This window comes from Photobacterium jeanii (genome assembly GCF_001650345.1).
Taxonomy (GTDB): domain Bacteria; phylum Pseudomonadota; class Gammaproteobacteria; order Enterobacterales; family Vibrionaceae; genus Photobacterium; species Photobacterium jeanii.
The window spans coordinates 72,512-92,046 of record NZ_LVHF01000012.1 but is presented as its reverse complement, the minus strand read 5'-3'; the positions used below and the strand labels follow the sequence as shown (position 1 = coordinate 92,046).

The following is a 19,535-nucleotide window of genomic DNA, read 5'->3' as shown; positions in this document are numbered from 1 at the left end:
TCTCACAACGCATATCACTCTTTTACACCTTTATCGCATACACTATTCTGCGAATACAAGATTAGATCAATTGCTCAAATATTCATTTCTATAGTGAATATTCATTACTCACGAACACCTAATTATTGAAGCAAGATCACATTTTTTATTGCGCAGATTAAACGAAATTCTGCTATTTGCGATATGCTTACTGAGTCACGAACAGGGCAAACCATTTGAAAAAATGGGACGCAAAGCTTCCGGCCTAACAGGGTGTGAATCGAAATGTTTTCACTCTCATGGTAGCGGGGTTACCGATGGATTTAATGCAAAACCTTCATATGGTTGACATGCTTTTGACATATATTAAGTGTGCTTTGCTAACCTAAACTCCTCGCTTGATGTTAGGTGACTACCAAATATATTTCACCGAGAAGTCGCATGGATAAACCAATACTAAAAGAAACATTAAAATTATTTGATTGTTTTGGCAGCGTGAAATCACGATCAATGTTTGGCGGTTTTGGCATTTTTGCTGGCGAAACAATGTTCGCCCTTGTTGTAAAAAACCGTCTTCATCTACGTGCCAATGCAGACAACATCGAAACATTTAAAGCAGCAAACTTAGAACCTTACGTTTACGAAAAACGCGGGTTTCCCGTAGTAACTAAGCACTTTGCCATTCCAGAATGCTGGTGGGATACACCTGAAGTGATCCTCAACCATGCAAAAGGTTCTTTAGAAGGTGCTAAAACTGACAAAGAAACCAAAAAGAGCGTTGGACCATCTCGCATTAAAGATTTACCAAACCTACGTCTTGCTAACGAGCGCATGCTGAAAAAAGCAGGCATAGAAACGGTGGACAAACTAATGGAAGTTGGTGCGCTTGATGCTTATAAAGCCTTACAAGATACCCATGACAACAATCTGAACATCGAATTATTATGGGCGCTTGAAGGGGCAATCAGTGGTAAACATTGGTCGGTTGTTACAGAAACTCGTCGAGGTGAGCTTCTTAACCAACTGTCATAATTTCGACACCTGCAAACACCATAAAACGGGCTTTTTGCCCGTTTTTTTATCCTAGCCTGTCAGAAAATGTCAGGTTTACGTCAATTCTTGAGTCTACTCACAAATACTGTTCATAAAATCATCAACAAACTTTTATTCATTTATGAATTAAGTAAAATGCAGTGGCTTACCGTGATTACCCAATCACAGTGTATAGATGAATGACATCAAGTGAGGCCACTATGCTCTGTTCCAAGCCTTTTCCGGGGCAAACAGATCAGATTTTCAAAGACAAATTTTGCAAGTGGCCAAAACTGCTTCGCGTCTTTGTTATTCTGAGCCTCCTTCCTCCTGCTTTCGTCTTTATACTCGTGCAGCAACAACTCGCCCCAAGTCTCGCACTGAATGATGTGCTATTGATGGTTGGTGGTTTTAACGTTGTGCTGATTCTGTGGGGCGTATTACTCAAGATTCGTTCTCGTAAATACTGGTATCGCAACTACCATATTGGTAAAACGCTGATGTTAGCGCTTATTCCTATCTTAGCTTCTTGCTATGTCTCCTTTTCTGAAATGCCAGAAAGCCAAGTGGTCAAACAAGAACAGGTTCGTTCGGTTGAAATCGCCATCAATTGAGCATAAAACACCCTAACGAGGTGTTAACTAGCCCTCATTGCGAAAAATAATCGTAATTATTTGAAATATTTGCGCTCTTAGTCGGGTCTGGTTTTGTAGCTTGGTATAACATTGTGTTACACCGTGTTGCATAAGGAACAGACGCAGTGCGCATCGCAAACAAAAAACAATACTCCATTCTCGTTCGCCCGCTTCTTTGGCTACAAAAACGTAATTTTGGCAAGGTACTGAATCCCGCATTACTTTGGGGACGCCGCCCAGCTCTCTTCTGGTTAGTTGCAGGCTTTTTTGGCTATTTAGACCGTCGCCACTCTCCTCTTTCCCCTATAATTCGCTCACTGGTATGTGTGCGTGTTTCGCAACTGAATGACTGCGCTTTCTGCGTAGATGCTAACGGCATGCGCTTAGCTGAGCGCTGTGATTCAGTAGAGAAAATTAAAGCCCTTGCCAATTGGCATCACGATAGCAGTTTATTTGATAGCCAAGAGATTGCGGTACTTAACTATGTTGAGGCCATGACAATTACGGGTAACAAAGTTACGCCCGAGCAACTCAGCGAACTGTCTCAATGGTATAACGAAGATGCCCTTGTTGAGCTCACAGCATTGATTGCTTTTCAAAACTTATCAGCCAAATTCAACACCGCGTTGGATGTACCCGCTCAAGGCTTTTGCTCAATCCCAATTGCAGCTGAAAGCAATGTAAAGGCGGAAGAAAATCCAGCGGAGCCACAACCAACGACGCCAAAAGAAAAACACTCATCAGGAAGTAACACGCCAACAGATTCAAACGTGTAGGAGTTTACTCATGGATAGAAAGAAACTACTGCTTGCCGCCATTGTTGTTAGTTTGATTGGCTGCTGGTTCATATTCGATTTAGGACAGTACTTCACTCTTGAACAGGCCAAAGCACAGCAATTAGCGTTAAAAGACACGATTGCCGCCCAGCCTTTCACAGCGAGCCTGACCTACTTTGTCATTTATGTGCTAGTCACCGCACTCTCGTTGCCAGGTGCAGCCATCATGACCTTACTCGGAGCGGCATTGTTCGGCTTTTGGTGGAGCCTATTATTGGTTTCCTTCGCCAGCACGATTGGTGCAACTCTAGCGTTCCTCTTCAGCCGCTATATCCTTCGCGACTGGGTACAAACAAAGTTTGGTCATCGCTTGTCACCGATTAACGCGGGGATCAAAAAGGATGGCGCGTTTTATCTCTTCACGCTTCGCCTTATTCCTGTATTCCCGTTCTTCTTAGTGAACTTGTTGATGGGCCTTACCCCAATCAAAACCAAAGTTTTCTATTTAGTCAGTCAAGTTGGGATGCTAGCCGGTACTGCGGTTTACATTAATGCGGGTACCCAGTTGGGTGAAATCGAAACCCTGAGCGGTATCATCTCAGCGCCAGTGTTAGTATCACTTGCGCTATTAGGCGTTTTCCCATTCGTCGCCAAATTTGTCATGGGTATAGTACAAAAGCGCCGCGTCTATGCTGATTGGACACCACCTGAAAAGTTTGACCAAAACATGGTCGTGATTGGTGCAGGTGCCGGCGGTTTGGTTAGTGCCTATATTGCAGCCGCAGTGAAAGCAAAAGTCACGCTAATTGAACGTCATAAAATGGGAGGTGATTGCCTCAATACCGGCTGTGTGCCATCAAAAGCGATAATCCGAGCCGCACATACCATGGCTGAAATCACCAAGGCAAAAGAGTTTGGCATCACAACAGGTGAAACCCATGTCGATTTCAAACAAGTGATGCAGCGCGTTCAAAATGTCATTCAAAAAATTGAGCCACACGACTCGGTTGAGCGCTATTCAAAACTGGGCGTAAATTGCATCTCGGGTGAAGCGCGTATCTTGTCGCCTTGGGAAGTGGAAGTGAATGGCGAGCGCATCACCACTCGCAATATCGTTATTGCAACGGGCGCACGTCCGCTTGTGCCGAATATTCCGGGGCTAAATGAAGTCAGCTACCTAACTTCAGACTCTATTTGGCAACTAGAAGAGCAACCGAAGAAATTACTGGTGTTAGGTGGTGGTCCTATCGGCTGCGAGCTGGCACAAAGCTTCCAACGCCTAGGCACACAGGTTTCTCTTGTTGAAATGGCTGAGCAACTGCTTATTCGTGAAGATGAAGAAGCTTCTACACTTGTCCATCAATACCTCAGTAATGATGGCGTTGATATTAAGCTTCAACATAAGGCTGTTCGTTTTGAGACGACCGAATTAGAAGATGGTACTCGCCAGCAAATTGCCGTACTGGAGCATAATGGCGAGACAGTGAAGGTAGAATTTGACTATGTCATGCTTGCCTTAGGTCGAGTTGCTAATGTTCAAGGTTTCGGTCTTGAAGAACTTGGCATTACAACCACTGAGCGTGGCACTGTCGACGTTAATGAATACCTCCAAACCAAGTACAGCAACATATTTGCTGTCGGTGATGTCGCGGGCCCTTTCCAATTAACTCATGCAGCCGCGCATCAAGCATGGTATGCCGCAGTAAACGGCCTGTTCGGTCAGTTTAAGAAATTTAAAGCTGACTATTCAGTGCTTCCCGCGGCAACTTACACAGCCCCAGAGGTCGCACGTGTGGGGATCAACGAAAAAGAAGCGAAAGCACAAGGTATTCCTTACGAAGTGGTACGTTATGGCATCGACGATCTCGATCGCGCCATTACTGACAGCACCGATTATGGCTTTATCAAAGTTATTACCCCTAAAGGCAAAGACACGATATTAGGAGCAACCATTGTCGGTAGCAATGCCGGTGAAATGCTTGCTGAATTTACGTTAGCTATGCGCCATAACTTGGGATTAAACAAGATCTTAGGTACAGTACACCCTTACCCAACCATGAGTGAAGCCACCAAATATGCAGCAGGACAGTGGAAACAAGCCAATGCGCCACAGTTGCTGCTAAGTTGGGTAGAAAAATACCACGCTTGGATGCGCCAAGGAAAGAAACCGTCCGTTGATAAATCAGCAACTGATCAACCTGCGGTATTGAAAGAAAATAAGGATATGTAATGCATCACCCATCTCGTTTTTCGCGCCTTGTAAAAGGCGCTCTTAGCTTAGCCATTGCGCTGACCTTAACGACTGCGCAAGCGGCTGATAACGACAGTCAAGCTGAAGCAAAAGCACTGACAGATGCCAGTGCTTGGCAAACAACCCTTGAACAAGCAGCCGGACAAACTGTCTATTTTAATGCTTGGGGTGGTAGCCAAGAAATCAATGATTACCTTCGCTGGGCATCACATGAATTGCAATCGCGTTATAACGTGACCCTAAAGCACGTTAAAGTCGCAGATATTGCCGAAACCACTCAGCGTTTGTTAGCCGAAAAAACAGCCGGCAAAAACAGTGACGGCAGCGTTGATCTTGTGTGGCTCAACGGTGAAAACTTCCGCTCAATGAAACAAGGTAAGCTCTTGTACGGACCGTTTGTTGACACCTTACCGAACTGGTCTTTGGTTGATAAGCGCCTACCTGTTGATGTGGATTTCACAGAGCCAACAGATGGACTGGAAGCGCCATGGGGTGTCGGACAGTTGGTTTTCATTCACGATAAGAAAACCCTGAATAACCCTCCCAAAGACTTTATTGAGCTACTCAGCCTTGCCAAAGCCTATCCGGGGCAAGTGAGTTATCCGCAACCACCGGAATTTCATGGTACGAGCTTCTTAAAAGCCGCCTTGATTGCACTAACTCCAGAGCCAAAAGCACTCAGCCAGCCAATCGATAGCCAAAAACAAGCGGATAAATTCCAGCAAGTTACAGCACCGCTTTGGTCTTACTTAGAGCAGTTACACCCTGTCGCATGGAAAAAAGGACAACAATTTCCTTCTGGTACCAGTGAAACTATTCAACTACTAGACGATCGTCAGTTGCTTCTTGCGATCACCTTTAACCCAAATGCAGCCAATGCCGCCATTGAACACGGTAAGCTTCCTGAATCAGCAAAAGCTTATGCTTTTGACCAAGGTGCATTGTCTAACATTCACTTCTTAGCCATTCCTTGGAATGCCAATGCTAAGGCTGGTGCAAAAGTTGCGATTAACTTCCTTCTGAGCCCAGAGGCGCAAGCGCGCAAAGCCAACAGTCAAATTTGGGGCGACCCTTCAGTGCTTCAAGCTGAAGTATTGCCTGCAGGACACCGTGGTTTTGCACTCTTTAAACCCGTTGCCGAGCCGCACCCAAGCTGGCAAACCGCCCTTGAACAAGAATGGCAAAAACGCTACGGACACTAAATGTTCCTTCACCTGTTATTTTTTAGTGCTATCGCGCTGTGTATTTTGCCTTTATTGCCAGGTATGGCGGGGATCATTCTCCCTGCCCTATCTTGGCTTCCTCACTCTCTTACTGGTACAACTGCCAATGCATTCAGCCTACACGCTTTTGAGCTGGTGATTACATGGCCAGGTATTGAGCAAGCAATAGGACTTAGTCTGTTCACTGGCATAAGCAGCAGCTTATTGGCGCTTTTGTTCACCTTTCTGATCTTACAAGCGCATTGGCAGTCGCCACGTTGGCAACGCATTGAGCGCTGGCTTGCTCCGGTGCTCGCCATGCCGCATGTTGCTTTTGCGATAGGCTTTGGCTTTCTTTTTGCTTCGACAGGTTGGTTATATCGCTTAGTCGAACAAATGGGATTCAGTACCCAAGGTTGGGACGCTGTAGTTCAAGACCCTTATGGCTTAGGTTTGATCCTGGCACTCGCAATCAAAGAAACGCCTTTCTTGTTATTAATGAGCGCCTCGGTTCTTAAACAAATCAAAGTTGATACCTTGTATAAAACGGCATCAGGATTAGGCTATCGTCACGCAGATATCTGGCTAAAAGTTATCTTGCCGCAATGGCTACCTAAAATTCGTCTCCCTTTTTATGCAGTGCTTGCTTTTGGATTGTCGGTTGTTGATGTCAGTTTAATCATTGGTCCGACTCGTCCACCCACATTTGCGGTATTAGTTTGGCAATGGTTTAACGAACCCGATCTCACCTTGCTACCACGCGCAGCAGCAGGAGCGTTATCACTTCTTGCGCTTACCTTATTGGTACTGCTAACCGCTCGCGTTATTGAGCATGCTGTACTTAATATATGGAATAAGTGGCTATATTCAGGCGCAAATCAGCTAAGGCTACCAGGCAAGTCCACGATTTATGCCATTCTATTGTTACCTCTGATTGTTACACCGCTCTTGGTATTGTGGTCTATCGCCCAACGTTGGCGTTTCCCAGATCTACTACCGACTCGGTTTAGCTTTCGATTTTGGCAGCAAGAGCTCGCACCATTGTGGGAATACAGCTACAACAGTTTGTTACTGGCAGTCGTAAGTAGCGTCATTGCGTTGGTCATCGCAATTGGCTGCTTAGAGTACCGTGACCGCTTTCAACGCCAAATCCCATTTTGGTTAATTACCATTCCTATGGTGATCCCGCAGTTATCGCTACTCTTTGGGTTACAAGTCACCAGTCATTTAGTTGCAGGACAACATTTCTGGTTGTTGGTCAGTTGGAGTCACGTGATCTTTGTTTTCCCATACATATATTTAGCGCTTGATGGTCCGTGGCGCAGTTTTGATCGCCGACTTACTCAATCTGCGCTGAGCTTAGGATTAAGCCAATGGCACGCTTGGTGGCAAGTGAAACGCGCTTTACTTATGCCTTCAATCTGGATTGCTCTTGCTATTGGGATGAGCGTCAGCTTGGCACAATACCTACCAACGCAAATGTTGGGGGCTGGGCGCATTTCCACCATCACCACCGAAGCCGTTGCACTTGCTAGTGGTCAAGATCGCCGTGTCAGCGCTATCTATGGCTTATTGCAAGCAGTGTTGCCACTGATTTTCTTCTCATTGGCTTTAGTTGCCGGTCGTTGTAGCGGTGTTCAACCATGTAAGGCGAAACCGACTAATTCCAAAGCCCAACGTTCCCAATCCATTGATTCAAAATCAATGAACCCAAAAATCGTTTATTCAAAACAAACAAAATCAAAAACATGTTGTTAAAAAACAAGGAGTACCAACCCGGATGAGTTTATCTGTGGTAAACCTTTCTATAAATAAAGCCGACGCAGCACTGATCTCTGCGTTGAGTTTTACCGTCAATAAAGGGCAAGTGCTCACAATGATGGGACCTAGCGGCTGTGGAAAATCGACTCTTCTGAGTGCGATTGCTGGTCACCTTTCAACTCAATTTACTCTTCAAGGTGATATTCAGCTTAACGGAAAAAGCTTATTGGCAGTAGAGCCAAACCAACGTCGAATCGGAATATTGTTTCAAGATGATTTGCTATTCCCACACCTCAACGTATGGCAAAACCTTGCATTTGGGCAGCCAAAATCAATAAAGGGAAATCAACGCCAACAAGTTGCCCTAGAAACGTTAGAGCAAATTGAGTTAAGCCAACTAGCTGAACATATGCCTGATCAAATTTCAGGAGGTCAACGCGCTCGGATCAGTTTGATGCGTACTCTGCTTTCTCAACCTCAGGCTATTTTATTAGATGAACCGTTTAGTAAATTAGATAAAGCATTGCGCACGACTTTCCGTGAATTTGTGTTTAAACAAATTGAGCAGCAAAACATTCCCGCTTTGATGGTGAGTCACGACATTGACGATGCCCCAACCAACGGTGAAGTTCTAGACTGGCCATGGCATAAGGAGACGGATCATGCTTGATCAATACACCATTCGCTTGATCCGAGCACCGCTAAAACTGTTGTCGGCATTTCCGGATAAACTCGGTATCACTGCCAACCAAGTTACCGTTGTTGGTTTTCTGTTTGGCTTATGTGCTTTACCTGCATTGATACTAGAGCAATACCTTTGGGCATTGGCTTTTATCATTATCAATCGGATCTTTGATGGCTTAGATGGCGCAATCGCTCGCCGCCAAGGGATCACCGACTGCGGTGGTTTCCTCGACATTACACTCGATTTTTTATTTTACTCATTAATACCGTTCGGCTTTGTGCTCGCTAATCCTGAAGCGAATGCGGTCGCTGGTGCTTTTTTGATTTTTTCTTTCATCGGCACAGGTTCAAGCTTTTTAGCTTTTGCGATTATGGCCAGTAAACGCAACATCGAAAGCCCTGTGTATAAGCAGAAATCACTCTATTACATTGGCGGGTTAACCGAAGGGACTGAAACCATTGCATGCTTTGTACTGTTTTGTTTATTCCCTCAGTATTTTGCTTATCTTGCCTTTGTGTTTGGCACCTTATGCTGGATAACTACGGCTACCCGTATTTGGGCAGGATACCAAACCCTAAAATAACACCTACAAATCTTTTCTATCATCAATAGAAGCAGCAGGGGCGCGGCACTATTGCGCCCTTAACTAAGCTGTTTGGTCTACCAGCACTTAATTAAGCCCTCTTTAATTTATTTATATTCATAAACTTAAAAAAATTACTTAGGTTTGACGCAAAACATCATTGCATTATTCCAGCATGATCAATTACACTTAGTTTAAATTTAAACTATATTGCAAATTGGCTTTTTGTCATGAACCCAACAGACACTATTGGTGGCTTAGTCGGCCTAGCCTCTCGCCTACTTACGAATGAGTTAGAGGCGACGTTTAGTCAACAAGGCCACGATATCACCCGTGAACAATGGATATTTCTAATGACGTTAACTGAGGATTCTCCGCTAACGCCATTAGCAATGGCGGAAAAATTACGGAAAAACCGTGGTTCGATAACGAGTTTGATCAAAGGCCTCGAAAAGCGTGACTTGATCACCAAGGTAACCCTTAACGGTGACGGTCGCAGTTACGGCATTGATATTACCTCGCACGGGCGCGAAATAGTCGAAGAAACCAAAGTGCTTGCCTTTGGTGTGTTGGGTCAAGCATTAAGCGGGTTTGATGAATCCGAACAACAACAAATGCACGCATTATTGCTCAAATTCGTGCACAACCTAAGTGGAGAAAGTAATGGATAAGCCTTTTGAAGATCACGGTCTATTTAGCTGGTGTGAACTAATGACCAAAGATTTCGACAGCTCAATGGCATTCTACAACAAAGTACTAGGCTGGACACTGCGAGAAGTACCTGGTCGTAACAACTCACGCTACGCCCTTGTAATGAATGAAAATAGCTCTGAACCGTTTGCTGGTTTATTAACTATGCCAGAGCAATTAGAAAAATCAGGAGCGCCTTCTTTTTGGCAAGCCTATGTGACCGTTGAAAATGTCGACCAAACGTTAGCAACGGCACTTGAACATGGCGCTGACACTGTACTTCCTCCTATGGATATCGAACGCATTGGACGTATTGCAGCCTTCCGCGATCCTCAAGGCGCGGTAATGTCAGTTATTACTTACCAACGTGATAATAAGTAAGGCTCACAGCAAAATACTAGGATAGACAAAGACAGGGGAGCATTGCGCTCCCCTGTTATCTACACTCAGTGCAGTTATTGTCTTGTAGCACAGTTAGCGATTGTCTAGAATGACGCACGTTATTTTTATATCAGGTTACAAACATGAGCGATTCAAAACCAACTCTGCCAGATCACCTATCAGGTAACCCACGTAGCCCACACTTTGTGGAAGAGTGTTTTCAACACCAGATCGGTATTCGTCTTAATGGCAAAGAGCGTACTGACGTTGAAGAGTACTGCATCAGTGAACGTTGGGTGAAAATTCCATCGCCAAAAGCGAAAGACCGTTACGGCAACCCAATGCTAATCACGCTGAAAGGTGAAGTAGAAGCATTCTACAAGTAAGCTGTTTTAATAACGCTTATCTTTAATGCATAGAGCAACACTTGCTCTATGCATTACTTTCATCATCTCTTATCGCATCCACTCTCGGTGCAGCTGCTCACTATCACCCAAGTAATCAAGCAACCAATCCACCGCTGGATTATTACTCTCGTTATTCCATGCCAAGCAACACGGGCTATCAAACGGTTTTTGCACAAGCTCTCGTTCCACCAGCTCCCCCTTCTCAATTCGTGGGATTGCCATATGTGTTGGCACAACCGATATTCCAAGGCCTGATTTAATACATTGCATCGCACTGTGCCAGTTCGGCACCATGATACGACGCTGGTTATCAATCAACCATGTTGTCCGCTTGGGCAAGGTACGCGATGTATCTTCTAAGCATACAGCAGGGTATTTTGCCAACTCATCATCCGCAAGCGGCTCTGTCGACGAGGCTAATGGGTGATCCGGCGCGACAACAAACTTCCAAGTTAGAATCCCCATATCACGATAATCAAAGTTCCCCCCGACAGGGATCGCAGCTGTTGCCCCAATAGCAATATCCGCTCGCCCGTCAGCGAGGGCATCCCACACACCGTTAAACACTTCCATCGTTAAGTGAAGCTCTACATCTGGGAATGCTTGATAAAAATCACGGACCAAAGTATTCACTCGGCTATCACGCACTACGGTATCTAACGCGACTGAGACACTCTGCGACCAGCCATTAGCTACACGCTGAGTTTGCAACCGAATGTCGTCCATCTGTTTTATCAAGTCACGCGCTTGCTCGACGAAGTAATGTCCTGCCGGAGTTAACTCAACCTTACGGTGTAACCTGACAAATAATTCGACAGCTAATCGCTCTTCTATTAACCGAACTGTGTAACTAATAGCACTAGGTACTTTGTGCAATTCTTCCGCAGCGGCTGAAAAACTCCCCCGACGCGACACTACATCAATAACTTGCAAGTCATGGTACGAAAACATATCAAATCAAATTTTTTGAAAGCAATAGTGAAATATTAGCGTTTCACAGCAACAATCACCACATTTATCATATAAACATAATTATGAATATTTACGGTCAAAATAATGAATAACCAACCTTCTAAACTAACTTTAGTCTGGTTTGCTTGCTTGAGTATGCTAGGTTTCCTTGCTACAGACATGTACCTACCAGCATTTGAAGTTATCCGCACTGATTTTGAAACTTCTCAATCACTTATCGGTTTAACTTTAAGTGTTTTCCTACTAGGTATGGCACTAGGTCAACTTGTTTACGGTCCACTGTCTGATCGCATTGGTCGCATTAAAGTACTGCTTGGTGGTATGACACTATTCAGTGTGGCATCTGCACTATGTGCTATCGCTCCTAATGTTGAGATCCTTCTGATCACTCGCTTTGCTCAAGCATTAGGCGCTTGTAGTGCAACGGTTATTTGGCAAGCAGTTGTTGTTGACCGTTACGAAGGTAAAGTGTCTGAGCGTATTTTCGCAACGATTATGCCGCTTGTAGCGCTATCACCAGCTCTAGCACCACTTGCTGGTGCACTACTAGAGCACCAACTTGGCTGGCGCAGTATTTTCTTTGTATTGGTTGCTTTTGGTGCACTTTTGGCTGCTTTGACGCTAAAAGAACCAGAAAGTGCTCCTCTTGATAAAAAACAAGACAAAGTATCAGTACAACTTAAGCGCGATTACCGTCTGATCCTTGGTTCAAAAAAATTCATTGGTAACATGACAATCTTCGCTGCTTGTTCTGCTGCTTTCTTCGCTTACCTAACAGGTTCGCCATTTGTCATGGCAGCGATGGGCTACTCTGGTGCAGATATCGGTCTAAGTTACGCACCTCAAACAGCTGCGTTCATCATTGGTGGTTACGGTTGTCGTACTCTGCTAAACCGTTTTGAAGGTAAGCAAATTCTGCCGTGGCTACTGAAACTGTTCTTCGCAAGCGTATTGGTTATGTTCCTAATCTCAACCAATACTGAGCCAACAACTATTTGGCCTATCCTTGTTCCATTCTGCTTCCTAGCAATTGCTAACGGCGCGATTTACCCAATCGTTGTAAGCCAAGCGCTGGAAGACTTTAAAGAATGTAGTGCAACAGCGGCTGGTTTATTGAATTTCCTTCAAACTATGGTGTGTTTCGCAGCAAGTGGTCTGGTATCAGCTTTCGCAGCTCAAGGTCTACTGACTGTAACAACAGCAATGTTTGTAACTGGTTTTATTGCTTTGGTTGGTTTCGCACTGGTAGTGAAAGCTCGTCGCCAAGCAACATTTAGTGAGCAAACAGCATAACCCTCGCGCTGTTATCACACTTTTAAGCTGCCTTCGGGCAGCTTTTTTTGACTTAAAATTCCTCCTTGCTTTCCCTTCTTCCCTTCCGCTCTCTCTTTTGTAACTTCCCCTATCGACGTACCAACCACATACCACACAGCTCGCTTAACTTCTCAAAGCCGATGAGCGGCTTCTGAACTTACAACCTCTCCTTAGCCAGTAATAGTCATGAGGCCTTAGTTCGCTCTTTCATTGCACCATTTCTGCTAAGTTCGCCAAAACCAGCCAACAGCGTCTTTCACTCCATAACGTACAAAAAACAAACAAAAATGCAACAAAATAGATTTTTTATACATTTTTCTTGCATAAGGATTCGATATCGGTAGTATAAATCACAAGTGATAAACAATTCAGTATTTAGGCATGAGTATTCAAGTTAACAACATCAATAAACACTATGGTGATACGCAAGTGTTGCATAATGTCAGCTTTAACTGCCAATCAGGCGACACCCTTGTTTTACTTGGCCCAAGTGGTGCGGGTAAAAGCTCGCTACTACGGGTACTGAACCTGTTAGAAACTGCAACTAACGGCGATATGGCACTGGCTGGCAGTGAGTTCTGTTTTGAAAAAGGATTCAGCGACAAAGCCTGCACTGACCTACGTAAAAAAGTCGGCATGGTATTCCAGCAATACAATTTATGGCCTCACATGACGGTGATTCAAAATCTAATTGAAGCACCAATGAAGGTCGCTAACATCAGCAAAGAAGAAGCAACAAGCCAAGCGATGGATCTGCTTAACATGCTGCAACTCACTGATAAAGCACAGCATTGGCCGCTTCAGCTTTCTGGTGGTCAACAACAACGTGTGGCGATTGCAAGAGCATTAATGATGAAACCTGAGATCTTGCTGTTTGATGAACCTACCGCAGCACTGGATCCGGAAATCACTAATCAAGTGGTAAGTATCATCAACCAACTCAGTGAAACCGGGATCACGCAAGTGATAGTGACGCACGAGGTCGACTTCGCCAAAAAAGTCGCAAGTCACGTGCTTTATCTCGAGCAAGGAAAGATTGTTGAGTTCGGTACCAAAGCATCATTTACATCGCCAGAGACACAAAAGTTTGCGGATTACTTATCCCATTAATCCCCGCTTCGATTTTGCTATGGATGACATAAAACAACGTAGAAAGTTTTAATTTCATTCAAAGCCCATAACAGAGTATGTATTTAGCTGCCACTTGCAGCCATGAATAAATAATCACAATTAGGAACACACTGCATGGCAGTGGATATTTAGGAGTTATCACATGAAGAAAGTCGTTCTTACTACCTTGCTAGGTCTAACCTCAATGCACGCAGCTGCTCAACAAGAAATTAAATTTGTAATGGAAGCGACTTACGCCCCATTTGAATACATGGACGAAAATAACCAAATTCAAGGTTTTGACGTCGACCTAGCTAACGCACTATGTAAAGAGATCGATGCTAAATGTACTTTTCATAATCAACCGTTTGATAGCTTGATCCCTGCACTTAAATTCCGCCGCTACGATGCTGCAATCTCGGGCATTGACATTACCGAGCAACGTCAAAAGCAAGTAAGTTTCACCCAAGCCTACTATGACAACGCCGCAGCTTTTGTTGCTCTTGAAGGTAAAATTGCCGACCAAGCCGCACTTGAAGGTAAACGTATTGGGGTACAAAACGGTTCGACCCACCAAAGCTACCTTATTGATCAAATGCCAGGTGTAACTGCTGTGCCATACGCCAGCTACCAAGATGCATTCCTTGATATGCAAAATGGTCGTATTGATTCAGTCTTTGGTGATACCGCTGTTGTAGCTGAGTGGTTCCAGAAAAATGATCAACTCGCCTTCGTGGGTAAGCCTGTGACCAATGCAGAATATTTCGGGAATGGCTTTGGTATTGCCGTCAATAAAAGCAACCAAGACTTAGTTGATCAGTTAAATACGGCACTAAAAACCGTCAAAGCGAACGGTGAATACCAAGCAATCTTTGATAAGTACTTCGCGAAGTAATAGGTGTCACCATGTTAGTACCTGAATTTTTCTCTGGCTATCACGCAGCACTCATGTCTGCTGCAGCAGTCACAATCCAGTTGTCTTTGGTCAGCGTGATCGTCGGCTTGGTATTAGCAGTGTTATTTGCAGGTGGCGAAATGTCTCGCCACCGCTTTATTGCTTGGCCTGTTACCGCCTTAGTGACCATGTTACGTGGCTTACCTGAGATCTTAGTGGTGCTCTTTATCTTCTTCGGCTCAACCCAAATTATTTTCTTGCTGACCGATCAATATATTGAAATTAGCCCGTTTGTATCTGGTGTCATCGCTCTGGCATTAATCTTTGCGGCTTACGCTTCACAGACTTTAAGAGGGGCATTGAAAGCTGTACCGCAAGGTCAGCGTGAAGCTTACCGCGCACTTGGCATTTCACCTTTTCATGGTTTTACACGCATTGTCTTGCCACAGGCTATCCGCCATGCGCTACCTGGACTTACTAACCAATGGCTGGTGCTGCTCAAAGATACGGCTTTAGTGTCATTGATAGGTGTCACCGATCTACTAAAACAAGCACAGCTTACTTCAGCCGCTACCCATGAAAGCTTTACTTGGTATGCATCTGCTGCGGCAATTTACTTAATTATCACGCTTGTCACGCAGAAAGCGGTGAAGAAAATTGAACTGAAGTTTGAATCGCAAGGGTTTGCGCAAGGAGTGAAAGCATGAATGACGCCCATATCTGGCAACTTGCCCAAGGTCTCGCTACTAGCTTAGAGCTTACAGCCGTATCTCTATTCGTTGGCTTTACGCTTGCCGTCATCATGACGATTACATTAATAGTGCGTTTGCCTGCGGTGCACTGGCTAAGCCGCGGCATTATTACCCTCTTTACTGGCACCCCACTACTGGTACAAATCTTTTTGATTTACTACGGGCCAGGGCAATTTGAGGCCGTTAGAGAAAGTCTTGTTTGGCAATGGCTAAGTCAACCGTGGTTCTGCGCTATGCTTGCGCTAGCACTCAACACAGCCGCTTACAGCACCCAGCTTTTTCACGGTGCATTCAAAGCAATCCCAGCAGGACAATGGGAAGCGTGTAAAGCCTTAGGCATGAACATGAAAGCAACCCTTGGGGTATTACTACCATACGCGTTTCGCCGTGCGGTACCGGCTTATTCCAACGAAGTAATTTTAGTGTTTAAAGGCACTTCGCTCGCAAGCACAATTACCATTATGGACTTAATGGGCTATGCACAACGCATTAACGCCCAAACCTACGATACATTGACTGTCTTTGGTATCGCTGGTGCGTTCTATTTATTAGTCAATGGCGCCCTTACCCTTGCCTTCCGCCAAGTTGAGAAAAAAGCGCTCGCATTCGAGGTAGTACAATAACTCAAGAATTATTCAGACCGATAATAGCTAATTTACACTTTTATCGGTCACTTCTTTAAATATTTCCTTACAAGTCTATCAGTTTTACTTTTGCCTTCCTTTTTCATCCTGCTGTTTCACCACATGTTTTGCCCTCAAAGCACGGCGTAAGCTGTATTTAATTTCATTAGCCCTGCAATATCATACCTAATCACCATATCTATCGGTTGCGATGTCACAAAACTGCATAACTGGGCAAATAATATATGAAACCAATATCATTGTGTGCCTATAATTTCTTTAGCTTGTTTTTATTCACGGACGATTCATGAAAGCAGCCTTATTACGTTTTGTAGCGCTTTTGCTTCCGCTACTTATCATCACTACAACGATCACCTTGTACATATATAAAGAAGACATTCAGCAACTTGAACAAGGGATCAAAGACCGAGAGATGAGCCTTCAGCGCTCATCTCTCAATATGACGCAATTACATTTTCGTCCTGTGGTCAACGACCTTCAGCTTCTGTCTCTCAATTTAAAAGCGCTCAACATTGCAACCAATTTAACCGACCAACAAGCGCAAGCTATCACCCGCGAATTCATCAATGTCATGAAAACACGTAGCGACTATGACCAGTTGCGTTTAATCAATAGCCAAGGAAAGGAAGTTATACGGGTAGATAATGATGAAGGCATCACTAATGTTATTCCGCCTTCTTTATTACAAGATAAGAGCCACCGTCCTTATGTCCAACATAGTTTGGCATTACCACCGGACAGTTTGTACACCTCGCAATTTGATCTCAATATTGAAAATGGCGAACTAGAACTCCCCAAAAAACCCGTTCTCCGCTTTATCACCCGCATAGAAGCAAACAATAGTACTTGGCTGATTTCCATCAACTACCTAGGTCAATACTACTTAGATAATCTCCAACATGAATATAAGTGGAAAAACAGCTCGCGCTGGCTAGTAAACGGGGATGGAAACTGGCTACAAGGACCTGACGAAGCCCGATCATGGATGTATATGGACAGTGAAAATAATGCCAACGACTTCCATAACCAATACCCTGAACTGTGGCGAGAGATAAATACACATCAAGAGGGTCAGTTCGAGAAAAATGGTAACCTTTATACTTACTCACGATTCTTCTCGGATAAAAACCAACAAGCGTCCGATCTTTATAAGCTTCCTTTTGGTGGCACTGATTTACCGTGGACGGTGATCTCCAAAATCAATCTTAATACTGCGGTGACTTCAATCTCTTTTACACCAGATCGAATCATTAAATTCGCTTTAAGTGCCTTGTTAATTCTCGGGCTACTTTCAGGCTGTATGGTGATGGCGTGGCATCTAGCAAGGCGCTTGCAGCAAGAACGCGAACTCAAACAACGCTCTGAAGATTTAGCTCGCCAGTATGAAACGCTAGTAAAGAACACACCTAATGGTTTGATCACCCTTAACTTCAACAGAAAAATTACCAATATCAATCCAGCCGCCGCTCAGATATTCCAAGTGGTTGCTTCTGATGTTATTAATCAGCCAATCTCAAGCTTAAAACTAGGGGTCAATGCCAAGTATCAAATTAATAAAATCATTGATGAAATCAAACAATCCGCAGAGCTTGGCAGCCGACAGTCGATCAAATCACAAATCAAACTCACCAATGCCACGCTCAAAAAGCAGCATTTAGAAATTATTGGCTTACAGACTCAATACAGCGATCACAAAGAGATCTTACTCGCCATTCGTGATGTCACATCATGGGTAACAAGAGAGCTTAAGCTCAAGAGTCTATCTCGAGCGCTTGAGCAAAGTAACGATACCGTGGTTATCACCGACTGCCGTGGCATTATCGAATACGTTAATCACTCTTTTGAAACTGTTGCTGGGGTTCGTGCTAAAGAATTAATAGGCACTCAATCTGAGCCACTATTAAAAGAGGCGCTGGGTTCTGATCCCGAAGTGCGCAATATTCAGCTGCGCTTAAAATCGGGGCAAACCGTGCATCATGTGGTGTCACGTGAGCACGACAATAGCACTTTATACGAAGAGAAAACCATTTCCCCTATTCGTAACGAGCGCGGCAAAATCAGCCACTATATTTCAACCGGTAAAGACATCACCGAGCGCGTGCTATTTGAAAGTAAACTTCACAAACTCGCACACTACGATGCGCTTACAAGTCTGCCGAATCGTACCCTCTTCTATCAACAACTTGAAAGTGTCGAGCACCAAGCCAAGGTCACGAATAAGCCTATGGCACTATTGCACTTAGACATCGACTTCTTCAAGCAAGTTAACGACTCCTTAGGATACGACCTTAGCGACCAAGTTCTGGTGATCATCGCCAAACGTATTCGCAGCACCCTGCGTGATCACGATATCTTGGCGCGTTTGGATGGCGATGAATTCTCTATATTAATGAAAAATGGCGTTGATGCTGAAAATGTCGCCCTGCTGGCAAACCGACTATTACAAACCATCAGCAGTTTGATCTCTATAAATAGTCAAGAACTGTGGTTAAGCGCCAGTATTGGTATCGCCCTCTACCCAACGGATGCCACAGATCATGATGGTTTGATCAAATGTGCAGATATCGCTCTATCACGCGCAAAACTCGACGGACGCAATCAAGCCACTTTCTTTAACGAACAAATGGCAATTGATAGTAATAAATTGCTCAACCTTGAAAGTGAATTGCGTAAAACCTTAGGGACTTCCCGCTACAAGCTTTATTACCAACCGAAAGTACGCACAGGCAGCCATGAACTCTGCGGTATCGAAGCGCTTTTGCGTTGGACTGACGACAGAGGGAATATTCAGCCACCTAATGAAGTGATCCCAATTCTGGAAAGCTCTGGGCTAATCATTGATGTGGGTGAGCATTTGATTTACCAATCATGCTTACAATTGAAGAAGTGGCAAGACCAAGGACACTTCATTAACTACGCGCTCAATATCTCAGCTCGTCAGTTATTAAACTCTAATATAGTAGAGACAATGCACAAGGCGATCACAGTTACAGGGTGTGACCCACAATACTTAGAGATAGAAATCACCGAAAGTGTAGTAATGTCTGATGTGAAAACAGCATTTGATAAGTTAGTGAAGCTGCAAGCGCTTGGGGTACGCATTGCCATTGATGACTTCGGCACAGGTTACTCATCCCTAGCCTATTTAACTCGCTTCCCTATCCATATTCTTAAAGTGGATCGAGAATTCGTTAAAGAGCTACCGATGAACAAAGACAGCATTACCATCACCCGCTCAATAATCGAACTTGCTCATAATTTACATTTAAACGTAGTGGCGGAAGGCGTTGAGAATATCGACCAAATCAAGTTCTTGGAAACCATAGGGGTTGAAGAGTTCCAAGGTTACTACTTCGGCAAACCAATGCCACTAGAAGAATTTGAACGTACTTGCTTACCAACCAAAGATGATAGTGATGAAACTCAGGAAGAAGGTTACATAGTTTCAGAAAACCATTAGAATTAG

At 44.3% G+C, this 19,535-nt stretch carries 18 protein-coding genes and 1 riboswitch; of the genes, 17 read left to right on the top strand and 1 reads right to left on the bottom strand.

Features of this window, described 5'->3' with window-relative positions:
- Nucleotides 1-195 precede the first annotated feature (195 nt).
- Nucleotides 196-298, top strand: a riboswitch (cyclic di-GMP riboswitch).
- Nucleotides 299-420: 122 nt separating this feature from the next.
- The 11 genes from A3K86_RS01865 (at nucleotide 421) to A3K86_RS01815 (ending at nucleotide 10,361) form a co-directional block, all read left to right on the top strand.
- The gene (locus A3K86_RS01865; protein WP_068326838.1) at nucleotides 421-1,011 is read left to right on the top strand and encodes a TfoX/Sxy family DNA transformation protein; all 591 of its coding nucleotides are present in this window, start codon (nucleotides 421-423) and stop codon (nucleotides 1,009-1,011) included.
- Nucleotides 1,012-1,232: 221 nt separating this feature from the next.
- Nucleotides 1,233-1,625 (top strand): hypothetical protein, encoded by a 393-nt coding sequence (locus A3K86_RS01860; RefSeq protein ID WP_232321891.1) that lies wholly within the window; start codon nucleotides 1,233-1,235, stop codon nucleotides 1,623-1,625.
- Nucleotides 1,626-1,771: 146 nt separating this feature from the next.
- A complete protein-coding gene (locus tag A3K86_RS01855) occupies nucleotides 1,772-2,422 on the top strand; it encodes a carboxymuconolactone decarboxylase family protein (RefSeq protein WP_068326835.1) in 651 nt (216 codons plus the stop codon).
- A 10-nt stretch (nucleotides 2,423-2,432) separates the two neighbouring features.
- Nucleotides 2,433-4,652 carry a dihydrolipoyl dehydrogenase gene (lpdA, locus tag A3K86_RS01850; protein ID WP_068326832.1) on the top strand — a complete coding sequence of 740 codons (2,220 nt, stop codon included), beginning with the start codon at nucleotides 2,433-2,435 and terminating at the stop codon, nucleotides 4,650-4,652.
- A complete protein-coding gene (locus tag A3K86_RS01845; protein WP_068326830.1) occupies nucleotides 4,652-5,875 on the top strand; it encodes an ABC transporter substrate-binding protein in 1,224 nt (407 codons plus the stop codon). Before lpdA ends, A3K86_RS01845 begins: the two co-directional genes overlap by 1 nt.
- Complete coding sequence (locus A3K86_RS01840) at nucleotides 5,876-7,633, top strand: ABC transporter permease (RefSeq protein WP_068326826.1); 1,758 nt, start codon at nucleotides 5,876-5,878, stop codon at nucleotides 7,631-7,633.
- A gap of 22 nt (nucleotides 7,634-7,655) precedes the next feature.
- Nucleotides 7,656-8,306: an ATP-binding cassette domain-containing protein gene (locus A3K86_RS01835; protein ID WP_068326823.1), complete on the top strand. Its 651-nt coding sequence runs from the start codon at nucleotides 7,656-7,658 to the stop codon at nucleotides 8,304-8,306.
- Nucleotides 8,299-8,904, top strand: coding sequence for a CDP-alcohol phosphatidyltransferase family protein (locus A3K86_RS01830; protein WP_068326820.1), 606 nt, complete (start codon nucleotides 8,299-8,301; stop codon nucleotides 8,902-8,904). The genes A3K86_RS01835 and A3K86_RS01830 overlap by 8 nt, the downstream gene beginning before the upstream one ends.
- 230 nt (nucleotides 8,905-9,134) lie before the next feature.
- Nucleotides 9,135-9,575, top strand: coding sequence for a MarR family winged helix-turn-helix transcriptional regulator (locus A3K86_RS01825; protein WP_084406465.1), 441 nt, complete (start codon nucleotides 9,135-9,137; stop codon nucleotides 9,573-9,575).
- On the top strand, nucleotides 9,568-9,975 hold the full coding sequence (locus A3K86_RS01820) for a VOC family protein (protein ID WP_068326817.1): 408 nt from the start codon (nucleotides 9,568-9,570) through the stop codon (nucleotides 9,973-9,975). The genes A3K86_RS01825 and A3K86_RS01820 overlap by 8 nt, the downstream gene beginning before the upstream one ends.
- A gap of 143 nt (nucleotides 9,976-10,118) precedes the next feature.
- On the top strand, nucleotides 10,119-10,361 hold the full coding sequence (locus A3K86_RS01815) for a DUF3297 family protein (protein WP_068326814.1): 243 nt from the start codon (nucleotides 10,119-10,121) through the stop codon (nucleotides 10,359-10,361).
- Between the two features lie 69 nt (nucleotides 10,362-10,430).
- On the opposite strand, the gene punR is transcribed toward A3K86_RS01815, so the two are convergent.
- A complete protein-coding gene (gene punR, locus A3K86_RS01810) occupies nucleotides 10,431-11,333 on the bottom strand; it encodes a DNA-binding transcriptional activator PunR (protein ID WP_068326811.1) in 903 nt (300 codons plus the stop codon).
- 105 nt (nucleotides 11,334-11,438) lie between these two features.
- Here punR and punC point away from each other — a divergent pair, with 105 nt between their 5' ends.
- The 6 genes from punC to A3K86_RS01780 all read left to right on the top strand — a co-directional run bounded on the left by punC (nucleotide 11,439) and on the right by A3K86_RS01780 (nucleotide 19,529).
- A complete protein-coding gene (gene punC, locus A3K86_RS01805) occupies nucleotides 11,439-12,647 on the top strand; it encodes a purine nucleoside transporter PunC (RefSeq protein WP_068326808.1) in 1,209 nt (402 codons plus the stop codon).
- 402 nt (nucleotides 12,648-13,049) lie between these two features.
- Nucleotides 13,050-13,778 carry an arginine ABC transporter ATP-binding protein ArtP gene (gene artP / locus A3K86_RS01800; RefSeq protein ID WP_068326805.1) on the top strand — a complete coding sequence of 243 codons (729 nt, stop codon included), beginning with the start codon at nucleotides 13,050-13,052 and terminating at the stop codon, nucleotides 13,776-13,778.
- A gap of 163 nt (nucleotides 13,779-13,941) precedes the next feature.
- Complete coding sequence (locus tag A3K86_RS01795; protein ID WP_068326802.1) at nucleotides 13,942-14,673, top strand: arginine ABC transporter substrate-binding protein; 732 nt, start codon at nucleotides 13,942-13,944, stop codon at nucleotides 14,671-14,673.
- Between the two features lie 11 nt (nucleotides 14,674-14,684).
- Nucleotides 14,685-15,380, top strand: a complete 696-nt coding sequence (gene artQ, locus A3K86_RS01790; RefSeq protein WP_068326799.1) for an arginine ABC transporter permease ArtQ — start codon at nucleotides 14,685-14,687, stop codon at nucleotides 15,378-15,380.
- Nucleotides 15,377-16,048 carry an arginine ABC transporter permease ArtM gene (artM, locus tag A3K86_RS01785; protein ID WP_068326795.1) on the top strand — a complete coding sequence of 224 codons (672 nt, stop codon included), beginning with the start codon at nucleotides 15,377-15,379 and terminating at the stop codon, nucleotides 16,046-16,048. The genes artQ and artM overlap by 4 nt, the downstream gene beginning before the upstream one ends.
- 307 nt (nucleotides 16,049-16,355) lie before the next feature.
- Nucleotides 16,356-19,529 (top strand): EAL domain-containing protein, encoded by a 3,174-nt coding sequence (locus A3K86_RS01780; protein ID WP_068326793.1) that lies wholly within the window; start codon nucleotides 16,356-16,358, stop codon nucleotides 19,527-19,529.
- Nucleotides 19,530-19,535 lie beyond the last annotated feature (6 nt).

Bases quoted from the DNA above. Each gene is read 5' to 3' on its own strand.
- A3K86_RS01865 (WP_068326838.1), top strand. From the start codon at position 421: ATGGATAAACCAATACTAAAAGAAACATTAAAATTATTTGATTGTTTT.
- A3K86_RS01860 (WP_232321891.1), top strand. From the start codon at position 1,233: ATGCTCTGTTCCAAGCCTTTTCCGGGGCAAACAGATCAGATTTTCAAA.
- lpdA (WP_068326832.1), top strand. From the start codon at position 2,433: ATGGATAGAAAGAAACTACTGCTTGCCGCCATTGTTGTTAGTTTGATT.
- A3K86_RS01845 (WP_068326830.1), top strand. From the start codon at position 4,652: ATGCATCACCCATCTCGTTTTTCGCGCCTTGTAAAAGGCGCTCTTAGC.
- A3K86_RS01840 (WP_068326826.1), top strand. From the start codon at position 5,876: ATGTTCCTTCACCTGTTATTTTTTAGTGCTATCGCGCTGTGTATTTTG.
- A3K86_RS01835 (WP_068326823.1), top strand. From the start codon at position 7,656: ATGAGTTTATCTGTGGTAAACCTTTCTATAAATAAAGCCGACGCAGCA.
- A3K86_RS01830 (WP_068326820.1), top strand. From the start codon at position 8,299: ATGCTTGATCAATACACCATTCGCTTGATCCGAGCACCGCTAAAACTG.
- A3K86_RS01825 (WP_084406465.1), top strand. From the start codon at position 9,135: ATGAACCCAACAGACACTATTGGTGGCTTAGTCGGCCTAGCCTCTCGC.
- A3K86_RS01820 (WP_068326817.1), top strand. From the start codon at position 9,568: ATGGATAAGCCTTTTGAAGATCACGGTCTATTTAGCTGGTGTGAACTA.
- A3K86_RS01815 (WP_068326814.1), top strand. From the start codon at position 10,119: ATGAGCGATTCAAAACCAACTCTGCCAGATCACCTATCAGGTAACCCA.
- punR (WP_068326811.1), bottom strand. From the start codon at position 11,333: ATGTTTTCGTACCATGACTTGCAAGTTATTGATGTAGTGTCGCGTCGG.
- punC (WP_068326808.1), top strand. From the start codon at position 11,439: ATGAATAACCAACCTTCTAAACTAACTTTAGTCTGGTTTGCTTGCTTG.
- artP (WP_068326805.1), top strand. From the start codon at position 13,050: ATGAGTATTCAAGTTAACAACATCAATAAACACTATGGTGATACGCAA.
- A3K86_RS01795 (WP_068326802.1), top strand. From the start codon at position 13,942: ATGAAGAAAGTCGTTCTTACTACCTTGCTAGGTCTAACCTCAATGCAC.
- artQ (WP_068326799.1), top strand. From the start codon at position 14,685: ATGTTAGTACCTGAATTTTTCTCTGGCTATCACGCAGCACTCATGTCT.
- artM (WP_068326795.1), top strand. From the start codon at position 15,377: ATGAATGACGCCCATATCTGGCAACTTGCCCAAGGTCTCGCTACTAGC.
- A3K86_RS01780 (WP_068326793.1), top strand. From the start codon at position 16,356: ATGAAAGCAGCCTTATTACGTTTTGTAGCGCTTTTGCTTCCGCTACTT.